Genomic DNA, 24,489 nt, shown 5'->3' with positions numbered 1-24,489 from the left:
GATGATCCCCGTCACCACATTCAAGGGCAAGGCGGTCGCGCTCTTCGGGCTCGGCGGCTCCGGCCTTGCGACGGCACTGGCGCTCGCCGCGGGCGGCGCGGACGTCACCGCCTGGGACGATAGCCCGGCGAGCGTCGAGAACGCCACCGCCGCCGGCGTCAGGACCGGCGACCTGCGCGGCCTCGACTGGGCGGCGATCGATGCGCTGGTGCTGTCGCCCGGCGTGCCGCTCACCCATCCGAAGCCCCACTGGAGCGCGGACCTTGCGCGTGCGGCGGGTGTCGAGATCATCGGCGATGTCGAGCTTTTCGCGCGCGAGCGCCGGGCGCACGCGCCGGATTGCCCCTTCATCGCGATCACCGGCACGAACGGCAAATCGACCACCACGGCGCTGATCGCCCACATCCTAAGGGCGAGCGGCCGCGACACGCAGCTCGGCGGCAATATCGGCACGGCGGTGCTGACGCTCGATCCGCCGAAGGCCGGCCGCTTCTACGTGGTGGAGTGCTCCTCCTACCAGATCGACCTTGCGCCGACGCTCGATCCCTCCGCCGGCCTCCTGCTCAACCTGACGCCCGACCATCTCGACCGCCACGGCTCGATGCAGCACTATGCCGAGGTCAAGGAGCGTCTTGTCGCCGCGAGCCGGACGGCGATCGTCGGCGTCGACGACACCTTCTGCGAGATGATCGCCGACCGTATCGAGCGGGCCGGCACGAGGGTCGTGCGCATTTCCAGGCGCAACGTGCTGGCCGACGGCATCTATGCGGACGGTTCGCGCCTTATCCGGGCGCAGGGCGGGGCGACGCGCGAGATCGCGGACCTCTCGGCGATAGGGACGCTGCGCGGAAGCCACAATGCCCAGAACGCCGCGGCGGCCTTTGCCGCATGCCTTGCGGCCGGCGCCGGCGAGGACGAAATCCGCGCCGGCCTTGCCTCGTTCCCGGGGCTGAAGCACCGCATGCAGCCGGTCGGGCGCAGGGGCGACGTGCTGTTCGTCAACGATTCCAAGGCGACGAATGCCGATGCGGCCGCGCCGGCGCTTTCGAGCTTCGAGCGCATCTACTGGATCGCCGGCGGCGTGCCGAAGGAGGGCGGGATCTCGACGCTTTCCGGCTTCTTCCCGAGGATCGCCAAGGCCTATCTCATCGGCGAGGCGGCGCCGTCCTTCGCGGCGACGCTCGGCGAGGCGGTGCCTTTCGAGATTGCCGGCACGCTGGAGCGGGCCGTGGAAAACGCGGCGGCGGATGCCGAAAAGGACGGAAACGGCCCCGTTGCCGTTCTTCTATCCCCGGCTTGCGCAAGCTTCGACCAGTACAAGAACTTTGAAGTCAGAGGCGATGCCTTCGTCAAGCATGTCGCGGCGCTGCCGGGCGTGTCCATGCTGGTGGAGGTTTAGGATGGTATCGGGGTTTGCGGCCTTGCTTCCCACCTCCCCCGTCATCCCCGGATCAAACCCGAGGATGACGGGGGAGAAGAGGGTGAAACCGCAGATCTCAAACCGCTCAGCGAGAGGAAAGAGACATGGTTAGTCGTGCCGAACGTGGTGCATTGGCGGACTGGTTCTGGACGATAGACCGGTTCTTCCTCGCGGCCTTCATCCTGCTGATGGGGCTCGGTTTCATGCTGTCCTTCGCGGCAAGCCCTCCGGTCGCCGAACGGCTCGGGCTCGACAGCTTCCACTTCGTCAAGCGCCACGCCTTGTTCCTGCTGCCGGCCATCGCGGTGATGTTCGGCATCTCCTTCCTTTCGCCGCGGCAGGTGCGGCGCGCGGCGATGATCCTCCTCGTGATCTCGCTCGCCGCGATGGTGCTGGCGCTGTTCTTCGGCGTCGAGGTCAAGGGATCCCGGCGCTGGATCTCGATCGGCAGCTTCTCGATCCAGCCGTCCGAATTCATGAAGCCGGCCTTCGTCGTCATCTGCGCCTGGCTCTTCGCCGAGCATGCGCGCCAGCCGGAAATCCCCGGCAACCTCTTCGCCATCATCCTCTTCGGCATCGTCGCGGCGCTGCTCGTCGCCCAGCCGGACCTCGGCCAGACCATCCTGGTCGCCGCCGTCTGGGGCGGCATGTTCTTCATGGCCGGCATGCCGTGGCTCTGGATCATCATCCTCGGCGGCGCCGCCGTCGGCGGCCTATTGACCGCCTATACGCTGCTGCCGCACGTGGCGGGGCGCATCGACAGGTTCCTGACCGGCGAGGGCGACACGTTCCAGATGGACACGGCGCGCGAAGCCATCATCCGCGGCGACTGGTTCGGCCAGGGGCCGGGCGAGGGCACCGTCAAACGAATCATCCCGGACAGCCATACCGACTTCATCTTCTCCGTCGCGGCCGAGGAATTCGGCATCGTCTTCTGCATGGTCATCGTCCTGATCTTCGCCTTCGTGGTGATGCGCGGCCTCAACCATGCCTTCAAGGAGCGCAACGATTTCACGCGCTTTGCCGTCGCCGGCCTCGTCCTGCAGCTCGGCACGCAGTCGATGATCAATATCGGCGTGAACCTCGAACTGCTGCCGGCCAAGGGCATGACGCTGCCGCTGATCTCCTACGGCGGCTCGTCGATGATCGCGATCTGCGTGACGGCCGGCTTCGTCCTGGCGCTGACCCGCCACCGGCCGGAAAAGCGCGCTTCCGAGCGCAGCCTCTTCCGCGGCGGCATCGTGGCGCCCGCTGAATAAGGGTTTTGCATGGACAAGGGCATCGTTCTTCTCGCCGCCGGGGGCACCGGCGGCCATCTCTTTCCGGCGGAGGCGCTGGCGCATGAGCTGAAGGCGGGCGGCTGGTCGGTGCATCTCGTCACCGACAGCCGTGCCGAGCGTTTTGCGGGCAAGTTCCCGGCGGACGAGATCCATGTCGTGCCCTCGGCGACCATCGGCTCGAAGAACCCGATCAGCGTCGCGAAATCGCTCTTCACGCTCTGGAAGGGCATCCGCGCCGCGCGCAGGCTGATTGCGCGGCTGAGGCCGAAGGTCGTCGTCGGCTTCGGCGGCTATCCCACCGTGCCGCCGCTCCTCGCCGCGACCGGCATGGGCATCCCCTCGATGATCCACGAGCAGAACGCCGTGATGGGCCGCGCCAACAAGGCGCTTGCCGCCCGCGTGAAGGCGATCGCCGGCGGCTTCCTGCCGGAGGCGGGCGGGCAATATGCGGACAAGACCGTGACGACCGGCAATCCGGTGCGTCCGGCCGTGCTCGAGGCCGCCGGCATTCCTTATGAAGCTTCGGCGGACGGCGAGTTCCGCCTCGTCGTCTTCGGCGGCAGCCAGGGGGCGCAGTTCTTCTCGAAGGCCATTCCCTCGGCCATCGCCGCGATGGAGCCGGCGGACCGCGCGCGGCTGAAGATCACCCAGCAGGCACGGCCGGAAGACCGCGACGAGGTGGTGCGCACCTATGCCGACCTCGGCATCCCGGCGGATGTCTCGCCCTTCTTCACCGACATGGCGTCCCGCATCGGCCGTGCGCATCTCGTCGTCAGCCGGTCCGGCGCCTCGACCGTCTCCGAAGTCTCGGTGATCGGCCGCCCCGCCATCCTCGTGCCCTATCCCTATGCTCTCGATCACGACCAGGCGGCGAATGCCGCCGCGCTCGCCGCCGGCGGCGGGGCGAGGGTGATACCGCAGTCCGAGCTTTCCACGGAGCGGCTGGCAAGCATCGTTTCCGAGGCCATGCACGATCCGGCGGGCATGGCGGATATGGCCGCGAACGCCAGAAAGGCGGGCAAACCGGATGCCGCGCGCTTGCTAGCCTCCATGGTTGAGGCTATTGCGGGCGGCAGGACGATCGCGCAATTCAAGGGAGAACGGCCATGAAGATGCCGCAGAGCATAGGGCTCGTTCATTTCATCGGCATCGGCGGCATCGGCATGAGCGGCATCGCCGAGGTGCTGCACAATCTCGGCCATCGCGTGCAGGGCTCCGACCAGGCGGACAGCGCCAACGTGCAGCGCCTGCGCGACAAGGGCATCGATGTCTTCGTCGGCCACAAGGCGGAAAACCTCGGCGACGCGGAAGTGGTCGTCGTCTCCACCGCCATCCGCAAGAACAATCCCGAACTGATCGCGGCGCGCGAGAAGCTGCTGCCGGTCGTGCGCCGCGCCGAAATGCTGGCGGAACTGATGCGCTTCCGCAATGCGATCGCCATCGGCGGCACGCACGGCAAGACGACGACGACCTCGATGGTCGCCACGCTGCTCGAAGCCGGCGGGCTCGATCCGACCGTCATCAACGGCGGCATCATCAACGCCTACGGCACCAATGCCCGCATGGGCGAGGGCGAATGGATGGTGGTGGAGGCCGACGAATCGGACGGCACCTTCCTGAAGCTGCCGGCGGACATCGCCATCGTCACCAATATCGACCCGGAGCACCTCGACCACTACGGCAGCTTCGATGCCGTGCGCGCGGCCTTCCGCCAGTTCGTCGAGAACGTGCCGTTCTACGGCTTCGGCGTGATGTGCCTCGACCATCCGGAGGTGCAGGCCATGGTCAGCCGCATCGAGGACCGCAAGGTCATCACCTACGGCGAGAACCCGCAGGCCGACGTGCGCTTCTCCAATATCCGCATGGATGGCGCGACCTCGGTCTTCGACGTGGAGATCCGCCGCCGCCGCACAGGCCAGGTGATCTCGATGAAGGACCTGCGCCTGCCGATGCCGGGCCGCCACAACGTTTCCAACGCGACCGCGGCGATCGCCGTCGCCCAGCGCCTCGGCATCTCGCCGGAGGCGATCGCAAAGGGGCTCGAGAGCTTCGGCGGGGTGAAGCGCCGCTTCACCTTCACGGGCAACTGGAACGGCGTGAACGTCTATGACGACTACGGCCACCACCCGGTCGAGATCAGGGCGGTGCTGCGCGCGGCGCGCGAGGCGTGCTCGGGCCGGATCATCGCGATCCACCAGCCGCACCGCTACAGCCGCGTGGCGAGCCTCTTCGAGGAGTTCGCCGGCTGCTTCAACGATGCCGACACGGTGATGATCGCGCCGATCTACGCGGCGGGCGAGGACCCCATCGAGGGCGTGACGGCCGAGGAGCTGGTTTCGCGCATCAAGTCCGGCGGACACCGCGACGCGCGGTTCCTGCCGTCGCCGGAGGCCCTGGCGCCCATCGTGGCCGGCATTGCAAAGCCCGGCGACTTTGTGGTTCTCTTGGGGGCTGGCAGCATCACGTATTGGGCGCAGGCGCTGCCGAAGGAACTGGCAGGCATTTCGGGGCAGGTGGCATGAAGCAGGTTGACGGTGCGAAACTTCTGGCGTCGCTGGGCGAGGGAATCAGGCAAGTCCGCGGCCGTCTGACGCCGGATGCACCGATGGACCGCGTGACCTGGTTCCGCGCCGGCGGCCTTGCCGAGCTGATGTTCCATCCGCACGACGTCGAGGACCTCGTCACGTTCCTCAAGCTGGTGCCGGAAGAGGTGCCGCTGACGGTGACGGGCGTCGGCTCGAACCTGCTCGTGCGCGACGGCGGCATCCCCGGCATCGTGATCCGCCTTTCGGCCAAGGGTTTCGGCGATGTCGAGCTTGCCGGCGAGAACCGGATCAGGGCGGGCGGCATCTGCCCGGACAAGAACATCGCCGCCATGGCGCTCGACCACGGCATCGCTGGCTTCGAGTTCTTCTACGGCATTCCCGGCTCGATCGGCGGCGCGCTGCGCATGAACGCCGGGGCCAACGGCGGAGAGACCAAGGACCTCGTCGTCGAGGTCCATGCCGTCGACCGCAAGGGCGGTCGGCATGTGCTGACCAATGCGGACATGGGCTACGGCTACCGCCATTCCTCCGCTCCCGCGGACCTCATCTTCACGCATGCCGTCTTGCAGGGAGAGGCCGGCGACAAGGAGGAGATCCGTGCCAGGATGGACGCGGTGCGCCAGCACCGCGAGACCGTCCAGCCGATCCGCGAGAAGACCGGCGGGTCGACCTTCAAGAACCCGGAAGGCCATTCGGCCTGGAAGCTGATCGACGAGGCCGGCTGCCGCGGCCTGATGATCGGCGGCGCGCAGATGTCGCCGATGCACTGCAACTTCATGATCAATACGGGGCAGGCGACGGGCTACGAGCTTGAATATCTCGGCGAGACCGTGCGCAGCCGCGTGCTGGAGCATTCCGGCATCATGCTGCAATGGGAGATCAAGCGCCTCGGCAACTTCATGCCGGGCTACGAGGTCAAGGAATTCCTGGGCCGCGCCACGGCCTGACGCTTCCGCCGCGCGAAAGACGGGGCGGGCACTTGCCCGGAAGTGCTCAACCTCTCGTTTCATTCAGCCCCTGTTCAGGAAAGTAGAGCGAATGCTATGCGTGGTCGCGCGGTGGTTGCGCGGCGAAGCCCCGCGCGAGCGGGGTTCGGATCAGGGGGCATTCTCATGTTCAAGAAACTCTCAGCCGAATTCCTCGGCACGTTCTGGCTCGTCTTCGGCGGTTGCGGCAGCGCCGTGCTCGCCGCCGCCTTCCCCGACGTGGGCATCGGCCTTCTCGGCGTCTCCTTCGCCTTCGGCTTGACGGTGCTCACCATGGCCTATGCGGTCGGAGGCATTTCCGGGGGACATTTCAACCCCGCTGTCTCCGTCGGCCTGACGGTGGCCGGCAAATTCCCGGCCGCAAGCCTCGTTCCCTATATCGCGGCGCAGGTCGTCGGCGCTGTCGCGGCCGCCGTCGTGCTCTATCTCACCGCCTCTGGCAAGGCCGGCTTCCAGGCAGGGGGCTTCGCCTCGAACGGATACGGCGAGCTTTCGCCGGGCGGCTATTCGCTGACGGCGGCGCTCCTTGCCGAGGTGGTGCTGACGGCGTTCTTCCTTTTCATCATCCTCGGCTCGACGCACGGCCGCGCACCGGCCGGCTTCGCGCCCATCGCCATCGGCCTCGGCCTGACGCTCATCCATCTCGTCTCCATCCCGGTGACGAACACCTCGGTGAACCCGGCCCGCTCGACGGGCGTCGCGCTCTTCGCCGATACCGCCGCGCTCTCGCAGCTCTGGCTGTTCTGGGTCGCCCCGATCCTCGGCGCCGTCATCGGCGCGGTGATCTGGAAGGTGGTCGGCGAAGACGATTGATCGATCGCAGAACAGAAAGAACCCGCCGCGTCGCCGCGGCGGGTTCTTTGGTTCGGAGCCTTGGAGGCTCAGACTTCTTCCTTGCCCGAGAGCAGGATGCAGGCCAGCGTGATAACGGCGGAAAGGCCGAGATAGTAGCCGACATAGGCCATGCCGTAGTTCGCCTGCAGCCAGGTCGCGATGTAGGGCGCGAGCGACGCGCCGAAGATGCCGGCGAAGTTGAAGGTGATCGACGAGCCGGTGTAGCGGACCTTCGTGGGGAAGGGAGCCGCAAGCGCGGTGCCGATCAGGCCGTAGGTCAGGCCCATCAGCGCCATGGCGACGATCACGAAGACGAAGATGCCGGCCTCGCCGCCCGTCATCAGCCCCGGCAGGAAGAACGAGAAGATGCCGATCAGCACGGTCGTGGCGATCAGCACCTCGCGGCGGCCGAAGCGTTCGGCCAGCTTGCCGGCGACGGGGATGAACAGGCCGAAGAGCACCGAGCCCAGGAGCTGGACTTCGAGCGCCTCGATGAAGGGCAGCTTCAGGACCTTGACGTTGTAGGACAAGAGATAGGCCGAGCCGATGTAGAACAGCACGAAGGTGGCGAGCGCCACGAAGGTGCCGAGCACGAGGCTGCGCTTGTGGTTGCGGAAGAGCTCGACGACCGGGACCTCCACGCGCTCCTTCTTCTCGATGGCCTTCTGGAAGGCCGGCGTCTCCGTGATCGACAGGCGGACCCACAGGCCGACCGCGATAAGGACGATCGACGCGACGAAGGGGATGCGCCAGCCCCAGGCGAGCAGCGATTCCTGCGGCATGACGTGCAGCAGCAGCCAGAAGACGCCGGAGGAGAGGAAGAGGCCCACCGGGGCGCCGAGCTGCGGGAACATGCCGTACCAGCTGCGCTTGCCCGGAGGAGCGTTTTCCGTCGCCAATAGCACGGCGCCGCCCCATTCGCCGCCGAGGCCGAAGCCCTGGCCGAACCGGCAAAGCGCCAGCAGCAGCGGCGCGATGACGCCGATCGAATCGTAGGAGGGCAGGAGGCCGATGATCACGGTCGAGATGCCCATGGTCAAAAGCGCGGCGACGAGCGTCGTCTTGCGGCCGATGCGGTCGCCGTAGTGCCCGAAGACGATGGCGCCGAGCGGGCGGGCGAAGAAGGCGATGGAGAAGGTCGCGAAGGAGGCGAGCAGGGCGGTCGTGGGATCGTTGTTCGGGAAGAACAGCGTCGGGAAGACCAGCACTGCGGCGGTAGCGTAGACGTAGAAATCGAAGAATTCGATGGTCGTTCCGACCAGGCTTGCAAAAAGAACGCGCGCCGGAGAATTGAGCCCGGTGCGGTTGGAATGCGTTGCGGCCGGCGACCCGGAAGCGAGCGTGTCACTCATCGTTGGGGTGCCTTTTTAGGTTTCTTTTTTGCCGTCTTGGGAGGCAGCGGGCGTCTACTACGCCAACCGTCCGGCCAATGAAACAATAAAAGTACCCTTGCGGGCGAAAAATCGTACTTTTCGTTCTTCTATCGGCACGCCGCGTTTACGAACGCTTCGCGCCGCTCTGCCCTCGGGCGGGCGGCATTTCGGGTGCCGCAAATTTGCCCGCTCCCCTTGCGCTCAACCCAACTCTCTGATTCCAGAAGGAGAATCGAAGCGAGGCCTGATTCGGCGCGAGGAAAATTCACCCCGCAACGCATCAGGTTAACGAAAGTAAACGCTTCATTAACCTTAATGACGCTCTAGTGGTCCCATCTCGCTCGCCGAGTCGGAGCCGACAAGCAAATCAGGTCCGCACAAGCGACGAGGGGCAGTGTGCGGAATTCAGTTGGGGGTTCTATGAGCGTAAAGCATGTCGCGATGCTGATGGGTGGTTTTTCGTCGGAACGGCCGGTGAGCCTTTCGTCGGGGAACGCCTGCGCCGACGCGCTTGAGGCCGAGGGCTACAAGGTCACGCGTGTCGACGTCGGCCACGACGTCGCGAGCGTCCTTTCCGAGCTGAAGCCGGACGTCGCCTTCAATGCGCTGCACGGCCCCTTCGGCGAGGACGGCACCATCCAGGGCATCCTCGAATATCTGCAGATTCCATATACCCATTCCGGCGTGCTCGCCTCAGCGCTCGCCATGGACAAGGCCCAGGCCAAGATCGTCGCGAAGGCCGCCGGCATTCCGGTCGCCGAGCAGCGTCTCATGAACCGCTTCGACTTCACGTCGGCGCATCCGATGAAGCCGCCCTATGTCGTCAAGCCGGTGCGCGAGGGGTCTTCCTTCGGCGTCGTCATGGTCAAGGAAGACCAGTCGCATCCGCCGCAGATCATCACCTCCGAGGAGTGGCGCTATGGCGATGCCGTCATGGTCGAGCGCTACATCCATGGCCGCGAGCTCACCTGCGGCGTCATGGGCGACGTGGCGCTCGGCGTCACCGAAGTGGTGCCGCAGGGCCACGCCTTCTACGACTATGATTCCAAATATGTGAAAGGCGGCTCGAAACACGTCATCCCGGCGCAAATTTCACCGAATATTTACCAAAAAGTACAAACACTCGCACTCAAGGCGCATCAAGCGATCGGGTGCCGTGGAGTCAGCCGTTCCGACTTCCGCTACGACGACCGTTTCTCCGAGAATGGCGAGCTTGTATGGCTGGAGATCAACACCCAGCCCGGCATGACCCCTACCTCCCTGGTGCCCGAAATGGCCGAGCATGCCGGCCATTCCTTTGGTGAGTTCTTGAAGTGGATGGTGGAGGACGCGTCGTGTTTGCGTTGAGCGTCAAGAAGATGAGGGTGCGTCCCGCCGGGCTTTCCGAGACGGAAGCGGGGCGCGTGCTGCCGCGCCCGCTGCGCCGGATCGTCCGTTTCCTCGTCAGCCTCGCGGCCGGCCGCATCCATATTCCGCGCCATGTCGGAAGCGTGGCGAGCGTGCTCTTCCTCGGCGCGACGGGCCTCTACGGCATGTCGCTCGGCGGCCATTCGCAGGATTTCGCCCAGGCGTCCACGACGGCGATCGGCTTTGCCATCGAGGACGTGAAGGTTTCCGGCAACCGGGAGACCTCGGAGATCGACATCCTCGAGCGCCTCGGTCTCGACGGCACGACCTCGCTCGTCGCCCTCGACGTCAAGGAGGCGCGCCAGAAGCTCGCCGACCTGCCCTGGGTCGAGGACGTCTCCGTGCGCAAGGTCTATCCGGGCACGATCGAGATCGTGCTCAAGGAGCGCGAGGCCTTCGCGATCTGGCAGCACGGCAGCGACCTTTCGCTGATCGAGAGGAACGGCAGCGTGATCGCGCCGCTGCGCGACAACAAGTTCTCCACGCTGCCGCTCTTCGTCGGCCGCGACGCCGAAACCGCGGCGGCCGGTTTCGCCGCCGAGTTCGACAGCTGGCCGGAGATCAAGGCGCGGGTGAAGGCCTATATCCGGGTCGCCGGCCGGCGCTGGGACCTGCGCCTCGACAACGGCATCGTCGTGAAGCTGCCGGAGCACAACGTGCCGCGCGCCATGGACATGCTGGCGACGCTCGAAGCCGAGCAGGCGATCCTGGAGCGCGACATCGCGGCGGTCGACCTGAGGCTTGAGGACCGCACGACGGTGCGGCTGACGGAAGGGGCGCTGGAACGCCGCAACGCGGCGGTCGAGCAGAGGGCAAAGGACCTTAAGAAGGCAGCGAAGCGCACATGAGCATTTTCGGTTCGTCCCATTTCGGCCTGCCGCGCTTGAAGCCGCTTTCCTCCAAGCGTGCTCACGTCGTTTCGGTCCTCGACATCGGCTCCACCAAGATCGTCTGCATGATCGGCCGGCTGACGCCCCGCGCCGAGAGCGAGATCCTTCCCGGCCGCACGCACAAGGTCGAGATCATCGGCATCGGCCACCAGAAGTCCCGCGGCGTCAAGAACGGCGTGATCACCGATCTCGACGCGGCCGAGAGCGTCGTGCGCCTTGCCGTCGACGCGGCCGAGCGCATGGCCGGCCTGACCATCGAGAGCCTTATCGTCAACGTTTCCGCAGGGCGCCTGCAGAGCGACGTCTACACCGCGACCATCGATCTCGGTGGCCAGGAGGTCGACGCGAACGACCTGCGCAAGGTGCTCGCCGTCGCCGGCCAGCAGTCGCTGCGCCAGGACCGCGCCATCCTCCACTCGCTGCCGACCGGCTTCTCGCTGGACGGCGAGCGCGGCATCCGCGATCCGCTCTCCATGTTCGGCGATGTGCTCGGCGTCGACATGCATGTGCTGACGGCGGAGCGCTCGGCGCTGAAGAACCTGGAACTGTGCATCAACCGCGCGCACCTCTCCGTCGAGGGCATGGTGGCGACGCCCTACGCGAGCGGCCTTTCGGCGCTCGTCGACGACGAGGTCGAGCTCGGCTGCGCCTGCATCGACATGGGCGGCGGCACGACGACGATCTCCGTCTTCGCCGAAGGCAAGCTGGTGCATTCCGATGCGGTCTCGCTCGGCGGCCACCACGTCACGACCGACCTCGCGCGGGGCCTGTCGACCCGCATCGAGGATGCCGAGCGCCTCAAGGTCGTGCACGGCTCGGCCCTGCCGAACGCCGGCGACGAGCGCGACATCGTCACCGTCCCGCCGATCGGCGAGGACGACCGCGACCAGCCGACCCACGTGCCGCGCGCGCTCGTCTCGCGCATCGTGCGCGCGCGGATCGAGGAGACGCTCGAGCTCATCCGCGACCGCATCCAGCGTTCCGGCTTCTCGCCGATCGTTGGCAAGCGGATCGTGCTGACGGGCGGCGCAAGCCAGCTCACCGGCCTGCCGGAAGCGGCCCGCCGCATCCTTGCCCGCAACGTCCGCATCGGCCGGCCGCTCGGCGTGTCCGGCCTGCCGACGGCGGCGAAGGGCCCGGCCTTTTCGACGGCGGTGGGGCTGATGATCTATCCGCAGGTCGCGGAACTGGAAGAACACGCTGTGCAGGGCGGCATGCTCTCGCAGCTGACGGGTGGCAACGGCCGCATCGCCCGCATGGGCCAGTGGCTGAAGGAGAGTTTCTGACGGGTTTCCCGGCGGCGTGCCGCCGGGGAAGACCGACAACGAGTCTTGGGAATAGACCGGCTGGGCGATGCAGCCGGAAACGAAAGGAACAATGCAATGACTATCAAGCTGCAGAAGCCGGACATCACTGAGCTGAAGCCCCGCATCACCGTCTTCGGTGTCGGCGGCGGCGGCGGCAACGCTGTCAACAACATGATCACCGCGGGCCTCGAAGGCGTCGACTTCGTCGTCGCCAACACCGACGCCCAGGCGCTCACCATGACCAAGGCTTCGCGCATCATCCAGATGGGCGTCCAGGTCACCGAGGGCCTCGGCGCCGGCTCGCAGCCGGAGGTCGGCCGCGCTGCCGCCGAAGAGTGCATCGACGAGATCATCGATCACCTCAACGGCACGCACATGTGCTTCGTCACCGCCGGCATGGGCGGCGGCACCGGCACGGGCGCAGCGCCGATCGTCGCGCAGGCCGCCCGCAACAAGGGCATCCTGACCGTCGGCGTCGTCACCAAGCCGTTCCACTTCGAAGGCGGCCGCCGCATGCGCCTTGCCGAGGAAGGCATCCAGGAGCTGCAGAAGTCGGTCGATACGCTGATCGTCATCCCGAACCAGAACCTGTTCCGCATCGCCAACGACAAGACCACCTTCGCCGACGCCTTCGCGATGGCCGACCAGGTGCTCTATTCGGGCGTCGCCTGCATCACCGACCTCATGGTCAAGGAAGGCCTCATCAACCTCGACTTCGCCGACGTCCGCTCGGTGATGCGCGAGATGGGCCGCGCCATGATGGGCACGGGCGAGGCTTCGGGCGAGGGCCGCGCCATGGCCGCCGCGGAAGCCGCGATCGCCAACCCGCTGCTCGACGAAACCTCGATGAAGGGCGCGCAGGGCCTCCTGATCTCCATCACCGGCGGCCGCGACCTCACCCTCTTCGAGGTCGACGAAGCCGCAACCCGTATCCGCGAGGAAGTCGATCCGGACGCAAACATCATTCTGGGCGCAACCTTCGACGAAGAGCTCGAAGGCCTCATCCGCGTCTCCGTCGTTGCAACCGGGATCGACCGCGCGGCCTCGGAGGTGGCTGCGCGTTCGGCTGACTTTCGCAGCGTCAGCAAGCCGGTAGTCCGCCCGTCCGCCGTTCCGGCGCAGCAGCAGGCCCAGCCGGTCGCCGCCGCGCCGCAGCCGGTCGTGCAGCAGCAGCCCGCGATGCAGCAGCCGGTCGTCCAGCAGCCGGCCGCCGATCCGATCGCGGACGCCATCCGCGCCTCGGAGGAAAGCCTCGAGCGCGAGCTCGCCATCCCGGCAGGCCGTCCGACGCCGGTACAGCCCGTCGCTTCCCACCAGGAAGAGCCGCGCCTGCAGAACCGCATCTTCGCGGCGCCCGCCGAGGCGCCGGCCGTCCAGCGCGCCGTTCCGGCCCAGCAGCCGGTTCAGCCGGCTCCGGCCGTGCAGCAGCGCGTCGAGCCTGCCGCTCCGGTCATCCGCCAGGAGCCGCAGACCATGCGCATGCCGAAGATCGAGGACTTTCCGCCCGTCGTGAAGGCCGAGATCGATCATCGAGCGGCACAGCAGCCGGCCACGCACCAGGAAGAGCGCGGTCCGATGGGCCTTCTGCGGCGCCTGACGTCGTCGCTCGGCCGCAATGACGAGGCACAGGCCGCCCAGGAACAGGCGGCGCCCGTTGCCCAGCAGCAGCGCCGTCCGCTCTCGCCGGAAGCCAGCCTCTACGCGCCGCGCCGCGGCCAGCTCGACGACCACGGCCGCGCCAATCCGCAGCCGCGCTCGCTGGGCGAGGACGACCAGCTGGAGATCCCGGCCTTCCTGCGCCGGCAGTCCAACTGAGGCCGGAAACAGGGCCTTTTGACAGGATGCCCGGGTCGTTGATCCGGGCATTTTTATTTCACTTTGTTTTCAAAGGCTTGCCGGCTGAAAAATGCGTAACAAAGCGAAAGAAACAGTGATTTGTATGACGTTGAGGGGCCTACTACATTCAGCGTGGGCAGAGGGGACAGTCAGGATTCGCGCAGCCGGCATTGGCGGAGCGTGGCAGATCACTCCAGACGTTCCGGCACATTTTGTCGGCGGGCGCGACGCGTCCGACGATGGGCTCCTTGGGCCACGAAGCAAGCACTGTCGGCGAAGAATGGGCCGGCAATAAGACGAGGCGAATGCAAATGACGATCGGTATGCTCGGTTTCCAGACGACGATTTCCAACCCGGTGACGATTGCCGGGACGGGCGTCCATTCCGGCGCTGCCGTGTCGATCACCTTCAACCCGGCCGAGGCCGACAGCGGCATCGTCTTCCAGCGCCTGCACGACGACGGCACCGTCAGCGAATATCGCGCGGTCTCCTCGCAGGTCGGCAACACGGACCTGTGCACCGTGCTCGGCTTTTCCCCGGCGACCTCCATCGCGACGATCGAACATGTCATGGCCGCGCTCTATGCGCTCGGCCTCGACAACGTGCTGATCGAGGTGCACGGCGCGGAAATGCCGATCATGGACGGCAGCGCCGCTCCCTTCATCGACGCCATCGACCAGGTGGGCATCGTCCCGCTCGCCGTGAAGCGCCGTTATATCCGTATCGTGAAGCCGGTGCGCGTCGAAGCCGGCGCCTCCTGGGCCGAGTTCTCCCCCTATGACGGCACGCGATTCGAGGTCGAGATCGATTTCGACTGCCCGCTGATCGGCCGCCAGGCCTGGAAGGGCGACCTGACGCCCGCCACCTTCCGCAACGAGCTTTCGCGCGCCCGCACCTTCGGTTTCATGCGCGATGTCGAGCGGCTCTGGGCCTCCGGCCACGCGCTCGGCTCCTCGCTGGAGAATTCCGTCGTCATCTCCGACGACAACACCGTGATCAACGTCGAGGGCCTTCGCTACCCGAAGGACGAGTTCGTGCGCCACAAGACGCTCGATGCGGTGGGCGACCTCGCCCTTGCCGGCGCGCCTTTCATCGGCTGCTACCGCTCCTATCGCGGCGGCCACAAGATGAACGCCCATGCGCTGAAGGCGCTCTTGAGCGACCGCACCGCTTACGAGGTGGTGGAAGCCTCCGTCCCGCGTTCGCGGGCCGGCCAGCGCGAGTTGATCGCCGTCAACGCTCCCGAGTTCGCGCCCTGGTCTCTGTGAGGCCGGGCGCGCCTGTCCTGCTCTTCCCGGTGCGAATGCCATAAAAATGCGTTAATGCGCCGCCATGGCGTTGCGGTCTCGACGTATTTGGAGATACAACGCGGGGCGCATGTGCGGCCCGTCCGCATTGAGTGCCGTTGAACTGGGATTGTCTCATGGTTTTTGCAGGGTCTGTTGGTGTGAAGAAGACGGCGCGCATTGTCTATCTTATGCTTTTCGCTACGGCGTCTTCCGCCGTTCTTTCCGCGTGCCAGTCGGATCCGGACATCGACATCTCGAAGCTCGGCGCGGAAACCGAATCCCCCGATACGCTCTACAACCAGGGCCTTGCCAACCTCAACGCCGGCAAGGTGTCCGAGGCGAGCCGCAAGTTCGAGGCCGTCGACCGCCAGAATCCGTTCTCCGAACAGGCCCGCAAGGCACTCGTCATGACGGCCTTCACGAACTATCGCCAGGGCCGCAACGAGGAAGCCATCAGCGCGGGCAAGCGCTATCTCAGCCTCTATCCGGGTTCGGAGGATGCGGCCTACGCCCAGTATATCATCGGCCTTGCCTACTGGAAGCAGATACCGAGCGTCACCCAGGACCAGCGCGCCTCGCAGCAGACGATCGAGGCCATGCAGGCCGTCATCGACAACTATCCCGATTCGGAATATGTCGAGGACGCCCAGGCGAAGATCCGCTTTGCGCGCGACCAGATCGCCGGCAAGGAAATGCAGATCGGCCGCTACTACCTCGAGCGCAAGGAATATATCGCGGCGGCGAGCCGCTTCCGCATCGTGGTCGAAAAGTATCCGATGACCAACCAGATCGAGGAGGCGCTGGCGCGTCTCGTCGAGACCTACTACGCCATGGGCGTCGACAGCGAGGCGCAGACCGCCGCGGCGGTGCTCGGCCACAACTACCCGGACAGCCAGTGGTATGCCGACAGCTACAAGCTTCTGCAGACGAAGGGCCTGGAGCCGCGTGAAAACTCCGGTTCCTGGATCGCGCGCGCGGGCAAGAAGCTGATCGGCGCCTGATCGAGTACAGACCCTAGAGATATGAAGCGATATGCTGGCGCAGCTATCGATCCGCGATATAGTCCTGATCGAACGGCTCGACCTTGCATTCGAGCCGGGGCTGTCCGTGCTGACGGGCGAGACCGGCGCCGGCAAATCCATCCTCCTCGATAGCCTTTCGCTCGCGCTCGGCGGGCGCGGCGACGGTTCGCTGGTGCGCCACGGCATCGAGCGCGGCCAGGTGACGGCCGTTTTCGACGTGCCGGACGATCACGCCGCCCGGGTGCTGCTGCGCGACAACGGCATCGACGACGACGGCGACCTCATCTTCCGCCGGCAGCAATCGGCCGACGGCCGCACCAAGGCCTATGTCAACGATCAGCCGGTCTCCGTGCAGCTGATGCGTCAGGCCGGCCAGCTTCTCGTCGAGATCCACGGCCAGCACGACGACCGTGCGCTCGTCGATACGGATGCCCACCGTCTGCTGCTCGACGCCTTCGGCGGCCTCAGTGAGGCTGCCGCGGATGTCGGCAGGCTCTATCACCAGTGGCGGGAAGCCGAGCGCGCGCTGCGCCGCCACCGCGAGAAAGTGGAGGCTGCGGCCCGCGAGGCCGACTATCTCCGCTCGTCCGTGGAGGAGCTCGAAATCCTCTCCCCGCAGGACGGGGAGGAGGAGGCGCTGGCGGAAAGCCGCGCCCGCATGATGAAGGCCGAGCGCATCGCCGGCGACATCAACGAGGCGAGCGAGTTCCTGAACGGCCATGCCTCGCCCGTGCCGCTGATCGCCGCGCTCGTGCGCCGGCTGGAGCGCAAGAGCCACGAGGCGCCGGGGCTTCTGGAAGAAACCGTCGAATTGCTCGACCAGGCGCTGAACCAGCTTTCCGACGCGCAGATGGCCGTCGAGGCGGCGCTGCGCAAGACGGAATACGACCCCAAGGAACTGGAGCGCACGGAAGAGCGTCTTTTCGCGCTGCGCGCTGCCGCCCGCAAATATTCCGTTCCCGTGGCGGGCCTGCCGGCGCTCGCCGCCAAGATGATCGCCGACCTTGCCGACCTCGACGCCGGCGAGGAGAAGCTGGTGCAGCTCGAGGCCCGCCTCGCCGAGGCGCGTGCCGCCTATGAGATCGCCGCCCGCGCGCTTTCGGAAAGGCGCCATCATGCGGCCGAGGCGCTGGCCGCCGCCGTGATGACGGAGCTGCCGGCGCTGAAGCTGGAGCGGGCGCGCTTCACGGTCGAGATCGCCACCGACCCGCAAGGCGGCGCGGAGGAGGGGATCGACACGGTGGAATTCCACGTCCAGACCAATCCCGGCACGCGCCCCGGCCCGATCATGAAGGTGGCCTCGGGCGGCGAGCTCTCCCGCTTCCTGCTGGCGCTGAAGGTGGCGCTGGCCGACCGCGGCTCCGCGCCGACGCTCGTCTTCGACGAGATCGACACCGGCGTCGGCGGCGCGGTCGCCGATGCCATCGGCCAGCGGCTGAAGCGGCTCTCCTCCACCGTGCAGGTGCTTTCCGTAACCCATGCGCCGCAGGTCGCCGCGCGCGCCGCGACGCATCTCCTGATCTCCAAGGGGCCGGTCGAGGGCAGCGAGACGGTCGCCACCCGCGTCGCCCGCATGGACGACACGGCCCGCACGGAGGAGATCGCCCGCATGCTCGCCGGTGCCTCGGTGACCGACGAGGCGAGGGCGGCCGCGGCGCGGCTGCTTTCGGGTGCGGTTTAGCGGCAATCTCGCCGTACCGGCATCTTTCCTTTCATCAGCTTTGCTCTAAAACCGACTCCGAAATCCGGAGCCTGCCATGACGAACGCCAAGACCCCCGTCGAAAACCTGTCCGAGGAAGAGGCCGCCGCCGAGCTCGCCTATCTGGCAGCGGAGATCGCGCGCCATGACGAGCTCTATCACGGGCAGGACGCGCCGGAGATCTCGGATGCCGAATACGACGCGCTGAAACGGCGCAACGGGGAGATCGAGGCGCGCTTTCCGGCGCTGGTGCGCGACGACAGCCCGTCGCGCCGGGTCGGCTCCGCCCCGCTGCCGACCTTCGCGCCCATCGTGCATTCGCGCCCGATGCTCTCGCTCGACAACACGTTCTCCGACGAGGACGTCAGGGACTTCGTCGCCTCCGTCTACCGCTTCCTCGGCCGCCTGCCGGACGATTCGATCGCCTTTACCGCCGAGCCGAAGATCGACGGTCTCTCCATGTCGATCCGTTACGAGAACGGCCGCCTCGCGACGGCGGCGACGCGCGGCGACGGCACGACGGGCGAGAACGTCACGGCGAACGTGCTGACCATCGGCGAGATCCCGAACCGCCTGCCTGCCGGCGCGCCGGCCGTCGTCGAGGTGCGCGGCGAGGTCTACATGGCCAAGAGCGACTTCCTCGCCCTCAACGAGAAGATGGCGGCGGAGGGCAAGCAGACCTACGTGAACCCGCGCAACACGGCCGCCGGCTCGCTGCGCCAGCTCGACGCCACGGTGACCGCGAGCCGCAAGCTGCGCTTCTTCGCCTATGCCTGGGGCGAGATGTCGGAAATGCCGGCGGATACCCAGTCCGGCATGATCGAGGTGCTGAAGTCCTGGGGTTTCCCGGTCAACCCGATGACCAGGCGGCTTTTCCGCGTCGACGACATCATCGACCACTATCGCGAGATCGGCCTCGCCCGCCCGGACCTCGACTACGACATCGACGGCGTCGTCTACAAGGTGGACGAGCTCGCCCTTCAGGCGCGCCTCGGATTCCGCTCCCGCTCGCCCCGCTGGGCGACGGCCCACAAGTTCCCGGCCGAGCAGGCCTTCACGACGGTCGAAAGGATCGACATCCAGGTCGGCCGCACCGGCGCGCTGACGCCCGTCGCGCGCCTTACCCCCGTCACCGTGGGCGGCGTGGTCGTCACCAACGCCACCCTGCACAATGCCGACTATATCGAGGGTCTGGGCAACAGCGGCGAGCGCATCCGCGCCGAGGGGCACGACATCCGCATCGGCGACACGGTCATCGTGCAGCGTGCCGGCGACGTCATTCCGCAGGTGCTCGACGTGGTGATGGAAAAGCGCCCGGCGGATGCGCGCCCTTACGCGTTCCCGAAGACCTGCCCGGTCTGCGGCAGCCATGCGGTGCGCGAGCGCAACGAGAAGACGGGACGGCTCGATTCGGTCACGCGCTGTACCGGCGGCTTCGTCTGCCGGGCGCAGGCGGTGGAGCACCTGAAGCATTTCGTCTCGCGCAACGCCTTCGACATCGAGGGGCTGGGCTCCAAGCAGATCGACTTCTTCTTCGAGGCGGAGGACCCCTCGCTGACGATCCGCACCGCGCCCGACATCTTCACCCTCGAAAAGCGGCAGGCGGATTCGCTGACGAAACTCGAAAACATCGACGGCTTCGGCAAGGTGAGCGTGCGCAAGCTCTACGAGGCGATCGGCGCCCGCCGCTCGATCGCGCTCCACCGCTTCATCTATGCGCTCGGCATCCGCCATGTCGGCGAGACGACGGCCAAGCTGCTCGCCCGCGCCTACGGCACCTATGCCGCCTTCGAGGAGGCGATGAAGGCGTCGGCCTCGCTGACGGGCGATGCCTGGGCCGAGCTCAACAGCATCGACGGCATCGGCGAGGTGGTCGCCCGGGCGATCGTCGAGTTCTACAAGGAGCCGCGCAATCTCGACGTGATCGGCCGGCTGCTGGAGGAGGTGACGCCCGAGGCCGCCGAAGCGGTGGTGGTGACGTCGAGCCCGGTCGCCGGCAAGACGGTGGTCTTCACCGGCTCCCTGGAGAAGATGACGCGCGACGAGGCCAAGGCGATGGCCGAGCGGCTGGGCGCCAAGGTGGCGGGATCGGTGTCCAGGAAGACGGACCTCGTCGTCGCGGGGCCGGGGGCCGGCTCCAAGCTCGACAAGGCCCGCCAGTTCGATGTCGAGGTCATCGACGAGGACGGCTGGTTCGACCTGATCAGGGGATCGTGACGGTCGAGCCGCGCACGAGGAACCGGCCGTCGAAGGTCATCGGCACGCCCTGGCCGGCATTATAGTCGAGCGTGCCGCCGATATAGGCATGCATGTGCAGGTGCGGCTCGGAGGAGTTGCCGGAGTTGCCGACGCGGCCGAGATATTGGCCTTCGGTGACGATCTCCCCGCCCGAGACGGTGATCGAGCCTTTCTTGAAATGGGCGAGCAGGATGCGTGCCGTGCCGCAGGCGAGGATGATGTGGTTGCCGGCCGGCTCCTGCGCGTTCGTCTCGGAGATGCGGTTGTCGTCGACGCCGTCATGGGTGGTGATGGCGACGCCGGTGCAGGGGCTCTTCACGTCCCGGTCATAGATGACGTAGTCGGCAAGGTTCTCCGGCATGAGCCCGCTCGCCCGCGCGCCGAAGCCGTTGAGCGCCACGATATCGAGCGCGAAGCGCTGGCTCTGGCTCGCGTAGTGATAGTTGATCGACGAGGCGCTGCCGCCCTGGCCGACATAATAGGTTCCCGCGCCGAAGGGGAAGGCGAGGTCCACGGCTGTGTCCTGGTAGCCGTAGCCCGAGAGCGCGCGGGCGGCGAGCGCCAGGAAGAAGACCGCCATGGCCGCGGTGAAGCCGTGCGTGCGCAATGCGAACGGCGAGACGTTCCAGGGGCGGGCGCGCACGCGCATGTAGGAGAGCGCAGCCAGGACCAGGAAGACGACCGGAAGCGCGAACGCCAGAAAGGAGCTGAGGAAATCCCAGCGTCCGATGATGGAGATGAAGGCGAAGTAGCAGGCGCCGTAGAATACCCGCATCGTCCAGCCGAGGCGGTCGGCCGGGCGCGGCACCCACAGCCACAGCAGGAAGAAGACCGGCAGGAGAATCTGCGTCGTCAGCAGGATGAGAAGAGGCATTTCCATGGTTGTGGCCTTGCTGGGTCAGCCATGTCCTTCCTCATCGCGGGACACGGGAATTGAACATTTGCTCAATTCCCGTCGCGCAGATTGGTTCCGCTTTTTCCCGAGTCTCTTCCGAGGCTTGCCACGGTTTCTTAAGGGGCCGTATATCCGGCCGGCCGCAGGCTCACGGTGCGGCCTGCCGGATCGTTTTCGAAGAGGATCGCGCCGGTCGATTTCGATTCGGCGGCGACATAGTCGAAGACCACGTGGTTCTCCTCGATCACCCGCTCGCCCTCCATAAGCCGGCCGATGACGGTGACGGCGGCGGCGGTCGTGGTGGCGGAGTTGTAGATGTCGAAGGCGATGCGGTGGCCGGAGCCGGCTTTTTCCGTCGCTAGGACGGTGACGGAAAGGTCCGGCGGCGTCGCCTCCCGCGTGAAGGCCTCCCAGCCGACCCAGCCGAGCATGCCGGCGATCAGGATGGCGGAGAGGATCCCGGTCAGCCATTCGACCCAGTGCGGATCGTGGCGTTCCCTGTGGCGGCCCTGCTCGGATCTGGTCATGACGGCCTCACAGGATCAGGCGCGCGGCGGCGGCGCCGAGCGAGGCCGGGAAGCCCAGCACGATGACGGACAGCATGATCTCGACCGCGGAACTGTCGCCGAGACGCTCGAACACCCAGAGCGCGAAGATGCTGATCGACAGCGCGACGACATAGCCGGGCAGGGTGAAGCGAACGAAGGCGTGCCACCAGGGCGTTTCCGGCGAAAGCTCGTGGCCGCCGGTGAAGGAGACCGCATAGACGAAGCCGTGCATGAGGGCGATGGAGAGCACGGCGACGACGAGCGCGTGCCAGATCGTCATCTTGTAGGCGAGCACCATCATCTCGTCGGTCGGCGCGATGTTGAGCGAAAGGAAGAGGGCGCCCGCCGCCATCATCAGGAGTTCGCCGTGGTAGGCGGTCTCCCTGGCATCGCCGCCGTCCTCGTCGTCGCCCAGCTGGCTGCGGCCGAGCATGGCGCCGATGCTGGCCGGCACGGATTGCAGGGCGGCCTTGCCGACGAGTTCGCTTGCCGGCATGCCGCCGCGCAGGAGGCCGAGCGCCGTCAGCACCACCACGCTGGTCACGATGCCGATGCCGTAGGCGATGATCGCATCGCGGATCGCCTCGCGCCAGGAGAAGGTCTCCTCGAAGCCGATGCGATGGGCGAGGAGGATGAGCAGGGGCATGTTGAGGAGCAGGAGCAGCAGCAGGCGCTCGCGCGCCATGTAGAAGCCGAGGTGCCACATCTCCATGGTCATCAGCATGGGCAGCGCCAGGAAGAGCGCGCCGGCGACGCCGCGGCCGAGCCCGGTCACGAAGCGGTTGAATTCGCTTGTCTCGTCTTCGGCGGCTGCCGCCTTGCCCGACATGAAACGTCCCCTCGCAGAAGCGCGGGGATAACGCTGCCCGGAGGGCAAAGTTCCGTGAGGACCTGCGCCGGCCGGGTCCTCACGCCCGCGTCACCTTCCGGTGAGTCGAGGAGATCCGGCATCGGCAATCGCGAGGGCTCAAAGCCGGTCGGGCTTCCTGCCCTTCGGCTTGCCGGGCCTTTCGTCCCGCTTGCCCTTGAAGGGCTTGGGGCCGGCGAAGGGTTTTGCAGGCTTCCTGCCGCTTTCGTCGCGATCCTTCCGGTTCGGCTTCGCGGCGGTGCCCTCCGGCCTGTCGAAGTCGCGCTTCCCGTCGGGACGGGCCTTCTTCTCGAACTCTCCCCGCGGCTTCCAGTCGGCGCGGCGCTCCTCGCTGCGGGCCGGCCTGTCGTAGCGCTTTGCCGGCTTGTCGCCGGGCGCGCGCGTATAGGGCTGCGGGGTGAGGTCGGGCTGGCCTTCGAGGACGGTGACGCGAATGCCGCGCTCCAGCATGCTGCCCGGGCCGATCGCCTCGAGGAAGCCGTTTGCGGCGTCGGCGGAAAGCTCGACATAGGTCTCTTCCGGCTGCATCTTGATGGCGCCGATCTCGTTCTTGGTGATGTTGCCGTTGCGGCAGAGCATCGGGATCAGCCAGCGCGGCTCGGCGCGCTGCTTGCGGCCGACCGAAACGGAAATCCAGAGGCTTGCGGCGAAGGAATCGCGCGGGCGCTTGGTCTCGGCCGGAATGGCGTCGTTGCCGCGTTCGCGCGGCTTGCGCTGTTCGAGCGGGACTTCGATCAGGTCCTCCGGCGCCGAGCGGCCTGCCTTGAAGAAGCGGGCGACGGCGGCGGCGAGCTGGCGGGCGTCGAACCTGGCGACGAGCGCCTCGACGGTCGCCGCCTCGTCCTCGGCGATCTTGTCGGCAAGCAGCGGATCGGCTAGCAGGCGCTCGTCGTCGCGCTGCAGGATCTCCTCAACCGAGGGCGGCCTTGCCCAGTTCGCCTTGAGGTTGGCGGCTTGCAGCAGGCGTTCGGCCTTGCGGCGGGCGCTCACCGGCACGATGAGGGCGCTGACGCCCTTGCGGCCGGCGCGGCCGGTGCGGCCCGAGCGGTGCAGCAGCGTTTCCGGATTGGTCGGCAGGTCCGCGTGCACCACGAGCTCGAGGTTCGGCAGGTCGATGCCGCGCGCGGCGACGTCGGTGGCGATGCAGACGCGGGCGCGTCCGTCGCGCATCGCCTGGAGCGCATGGGTGCGCTCGTTCTGGCTGAGCTCGCCGGAGAGGGCGACGACGGAGAAGCCGCGATTGTTGAAGCGGGCGGTCAGGTGGTTCACCGCCGCGCGCGTGGAGCAGAAGACGAGGGCGTTCTGCGCATCGTAATAGCGCAGCACGTTGATGATGGCGTTCTCGCGGTCGGCGGGCGCCACCAGGAGGGCGCGATAATCGATGTCGACATGCTGCTCCCGCTCGGCGGCCGTCGAGATGCGCATCGCATCGCGCTGGTAGTTCTTGGCGAGCGAGGCGATCTCGCGCGAGACGGTGGCCGAGAACATCAGCGTGCGGCGGTCCTCGGGGGCGGATTCGAGGATGAATTCCAGGTCTTCGCGAAAGCCGAGGTCGAGCATCTCGTCGGCCTCGTCGAGCACCACCGCGCGCACGCCGCCGAGATCGAGGTTGCCGCGGGTGATATGGTCGCGCAGGCGCCCCGGCGTGCCGACGACGATATGCGCGCCGCGTTCCAGCGCACGGCGTTCCGTGCGCATGTCCATGCCGCCGACGCAGGAGGCCATGACGGCGCCGGTCATCTCGTAGAGCCATTCGAGCTCGCGCTTGACCTGCATGGCGAGCTCGCGGGTCGGAGCGATGACGAGGGCGAGCGGGCTTGCCGCGCGCGCGAAGCGCTCTTCGCCCTCAAGCAGCGTCGGGGCGAGCGCCAGGCCGAAGGCGACGGTCTTGCCGGAGCCGGTCTGTGCGGAGACCAGCGCATCTGCATCGCCGATCGCCGGATCGGAGACGGCGACCTGAACCGGCGTCAAGGTGGTGTAGCCGCGTTTTTCCAACGCCTTTGCCATCGCCGGAGCGAGGCCTGCAAAACTCGTCATGTGGGGTCTTTCG

Annotated in this window: 19 protein-coding genes; 14 read left to right on the top strand and 5 right to left on the bottom strand. The window is 66.9% G+C overall.

The features are described 5' to 3' along the window. Position 1 precedes the first annotated feature (1 nt). The 6 genes from murD to aqpZ all read left to right on the top strand — a co-directional run bounded on the left by murD (position 2) and on the right by aqpZ (position 7,045). Positions 2–1,399 carry a UDP-N-acetylmuramoyl-L-alanine--D-glutamate ligase gene (gene murD, locus ACIIOY_RS00440; RefSeq protein ID WP_411032636.1) on the top strand — a complete coding sequence of 466 codons (1,398 nt, stop codon included), beginning with the start codon at positions 2–4 and terminating at the stop codon, positions 1,397–1,399. Between the two features lie 125 nt (positions 1,400–1,524). Next, the gene (gene ftsW / locus ACIIOY_RS00435; protein ID WP_411032635.1) at positions 1,525–2,679 is read left to right on the top strand and encodes a putative lipid II flippase FtsW; all 1,155 of its coding nucleotides are present in this window, start codon (positions 1,525–1,527) and stop codon (positions 2,677–2,679) included. A 9-nt stretch (positions 2,680–2,688) separates the two neighbouring features. Continuing rightward, the gene (gene murG, locus ACIIOY_RS00430; protein WP_411032634.1) at positions 2,689–3,810 is read left to right on the top strand and encodes an undecaprenyldiphospho-muramoylpentapeptide beta-N-acetylglucosaminyltransferase; all 1,122 of its coding nucleotides are present in this window, start codon (positions 2,689–2,691) and stop codon (positions 3,808–3,810) included. Beyond that, a complete protein-coding gene (murC, locus tag ACIIOY_RS00425; protein ID WP_411032633.1) occupies positions 3,807–5,222 on the top strand; it encodes a UDP-N-acetylmuramate--L-alanine ligase in 1,416 nt (471 codons plus the stop codon). Before murG ends, murC begins: the two co-directional genes overlap by 4 nt. Beyond that, entirely contained in the window at positions 5,219–6,193 is a 975-nt protein-coding gene (gene murB / locus ACIIOY_RS00420; RefSeq protein ID WP_411032632.1) for a UDP-N-acetylmuramate dehydrogenase, read from the top strand. The genes murC and murB overlap by 4 nt, the downstream gene beginning before the upstream one ends. A gap of 165 nt (positions 6,194–6,358) precedes the next feature. Next, on the top strand, positions 6,359–7,045 hold the full coding sequence (gene aqpZ / locus ACIIOY_RS00415) for an aquaporin Z (protein ID WP_411032631.1): 687 nt from the start codon (positions 6,359–6,361) through the stop codon (positions 7,043–7,045). 68 nt (positions 7,046–7,113) lie between these two features. Here the strand turns inward: aqpZ and ACIIOY_RS00410 are convergent, their stop codons facing one another. Then, positions 7,114–8,418: an MFS transporter gene (locus tag ACIIOY_RS00410; protein ID WP_411032630.1), complete on the bottom strand. Its 1,305-nt coding sequence runs from the start codon at positions 8,416–8,418 to the stop codon at positions 7,114–7,116. 441 nt (positions 8,419–8,859) lie between these two features. On the opposite strand from ACIIOY_RS00410, the gene ACIIOY_RS00405 reads away from it, so the two are divergent. The 8 genes from ACIIOY_RS00405 to ligA all read left to right on the top strand — a co-directional run bounded on the left by ACIIOY_RS00405 (position 8,860) and on the right by ligA (position 20,107). Next, positions 8,860–9,786, top strand: coding sequence for a D-alanine--D-alanine ligase (locus tag ACIIOY_RS00405; protein WP_411032629.1), 927 nt, complete (start codon positions 8,860–8,862; stop codon positions 9,784–9,786). Further along, entirely contained in the window at positions 9,774–10,694 is a 921-nt protein-coding gene (locus ACIIOY_RS00400) for a cell division protein FtsQ/DivIB (protein ID WP_411032628.1), read from the top strand. Before ACIIOY_RS00405 ends, ACIIOY_RS00400 begins: the two co-directional genes overlap by 13 nt. Next, the gene (gene ftsA, locus ACIIOY_RS00395; RefSeq protein WP_411032627.1) at positions 10,691–12,022 is read left to right on the top strand and encodes a cell division protein FtsA; all 1,332 of its coding nucleotides are present in this window, start codon (positions 10,691–10,693) and stop codon (positions 12,020–12,022) included. The genes ACIIOY_RS00400 and ftsA overlap by 4 nt, the downstream gene beginning before the upstream one ends. Before the next feature lie 96 nt (positions 12,023–12,118). Then, positions 12,119–13,858, top strand: a complete 1,740-nt coding sequence (gene ftsZ, locus ACIIOY_RS00390) for a cell division protein FtsZ (protein ID WP_411032626.1) — start codon at positions 12,119–12,121, stop codon at positions 13,856–13,858. A gap of 332 nt (positions 13,859–14,190) precedes the next feature. Next, complete coding sequence (gene lpxC, locus ACIIOY_RS00385; RefSeq protein WP_411032625.1) at positions 14,191–15,147, top strand: UDP-3-O-acyl-N-acetylglucosamine deacetylase; 957 nt, start codon at positions 14,191–14,193, stop codon at positions 15,145–15,147. 155 nt (positions 15,148–15,302) lie between these two features. Next, complete coding sequence (locus ACIIOY_RS00380; RefSeq protein WP_411032624.1) at positions 15,303–16,169, top strand: outer membrane protein assembly factor BamD; 867 nt, start codon at positions 15,303–15,305, stop codon at positions 16,167–16,169. A 31-nt stretch (positions 16,170–16,200) separates the two neighbouring features. Then, positions 16,201–17,871, top strand: a complete 1,671-nt coding sequence (gene recN / locus ACIIOY_RS00375) for a DNA repair protein RecN (protein ID WP_411032623.1) — start codon at positions 16,201–16,203, stop codon at positions 17,869–17,871. Positions 17,872–17,947: 76 nt separating this feature from the next. Continuing rightward, entirely contained in the window at positions 17,948–20,107 is a 2,160-nt protein-coding gene (ligA, locus tag ACIIOY_RS00370) for an NAD-dependent DNA ligase LigA (RefSeq protein ID WP_411032622.1), read from the top strand. Here the strand turns inward: ligA and ACIIOY_RS00365 are convergent. From ACIIOY_RS00365 to ACIIOY_RS00350, 4 genes are all read right to left on the bottom strand, one after another. Next, positions 20,094–21,008, bottom strand: a complete 915-nt coding sequence (locus ACIIOY_RS00365) for a M23 family metallopeptidase (protein WP_411032621.1) — start codon at positions 21,006–21,008, stop codon at positions 20,094–20,096. The two genes, ligA and ACIIOY_RS00365, sit on opposite strands and share 14 nt — an antisense overlap. A gap of 131 nt (positions 21,009–21,139) precedes the next feature. Next, positions 21,140–21,550, bottom strand: coding sequence for a TIGR02588 family protein (locus ACIIOY_RS00360; protein ID WP_411032620.1), 411 nt, complete (start codon positions 21,548–21,550; stop codon positions 21,140–21,142). A 7-nt stretch (positions 21,551–21,557) separates the two neighbouring features. Then, positions 21,558–22,400, bottom strand: a complete 843-nt coding sequence (locus tag ACIIOY_RS00355; protein ID WP_411032619.1) for a TIGR02587 family membrane protein — start codon at positions 22,398–22,400, stop codon at positions 21,558–21,560. A gap of 138 nt (positions 22,401–22,538) precedes the next feature. After that, positions 22,539–24,476: a DEAD/DEAH box helicase gene (locus tag ACIIOY_RS00350; RefSeq protein WP_411032618.1), complete on the bottom strand. Its 1,938-nt coding sequence runs from the start codon at positions 24,474–24,476 to the stop codon at positions 22,539–22,541. Positions 24,477–24,489: the final 13 nt, after the last annotated feature.

The organism is Shinella agrisoli (assembly GCF_046557955.1).
Classification (GTDB): domain Bacteria; phylum Pseudomonadota; class Alphaproteobacteria; order Rhizobiales; family Rhizobiaceae; genus Shinella.
Note: the sequence above shows the minus strand (reverse complement) of the source record. Positions and strands in the feature narration are given on the sequence as shown.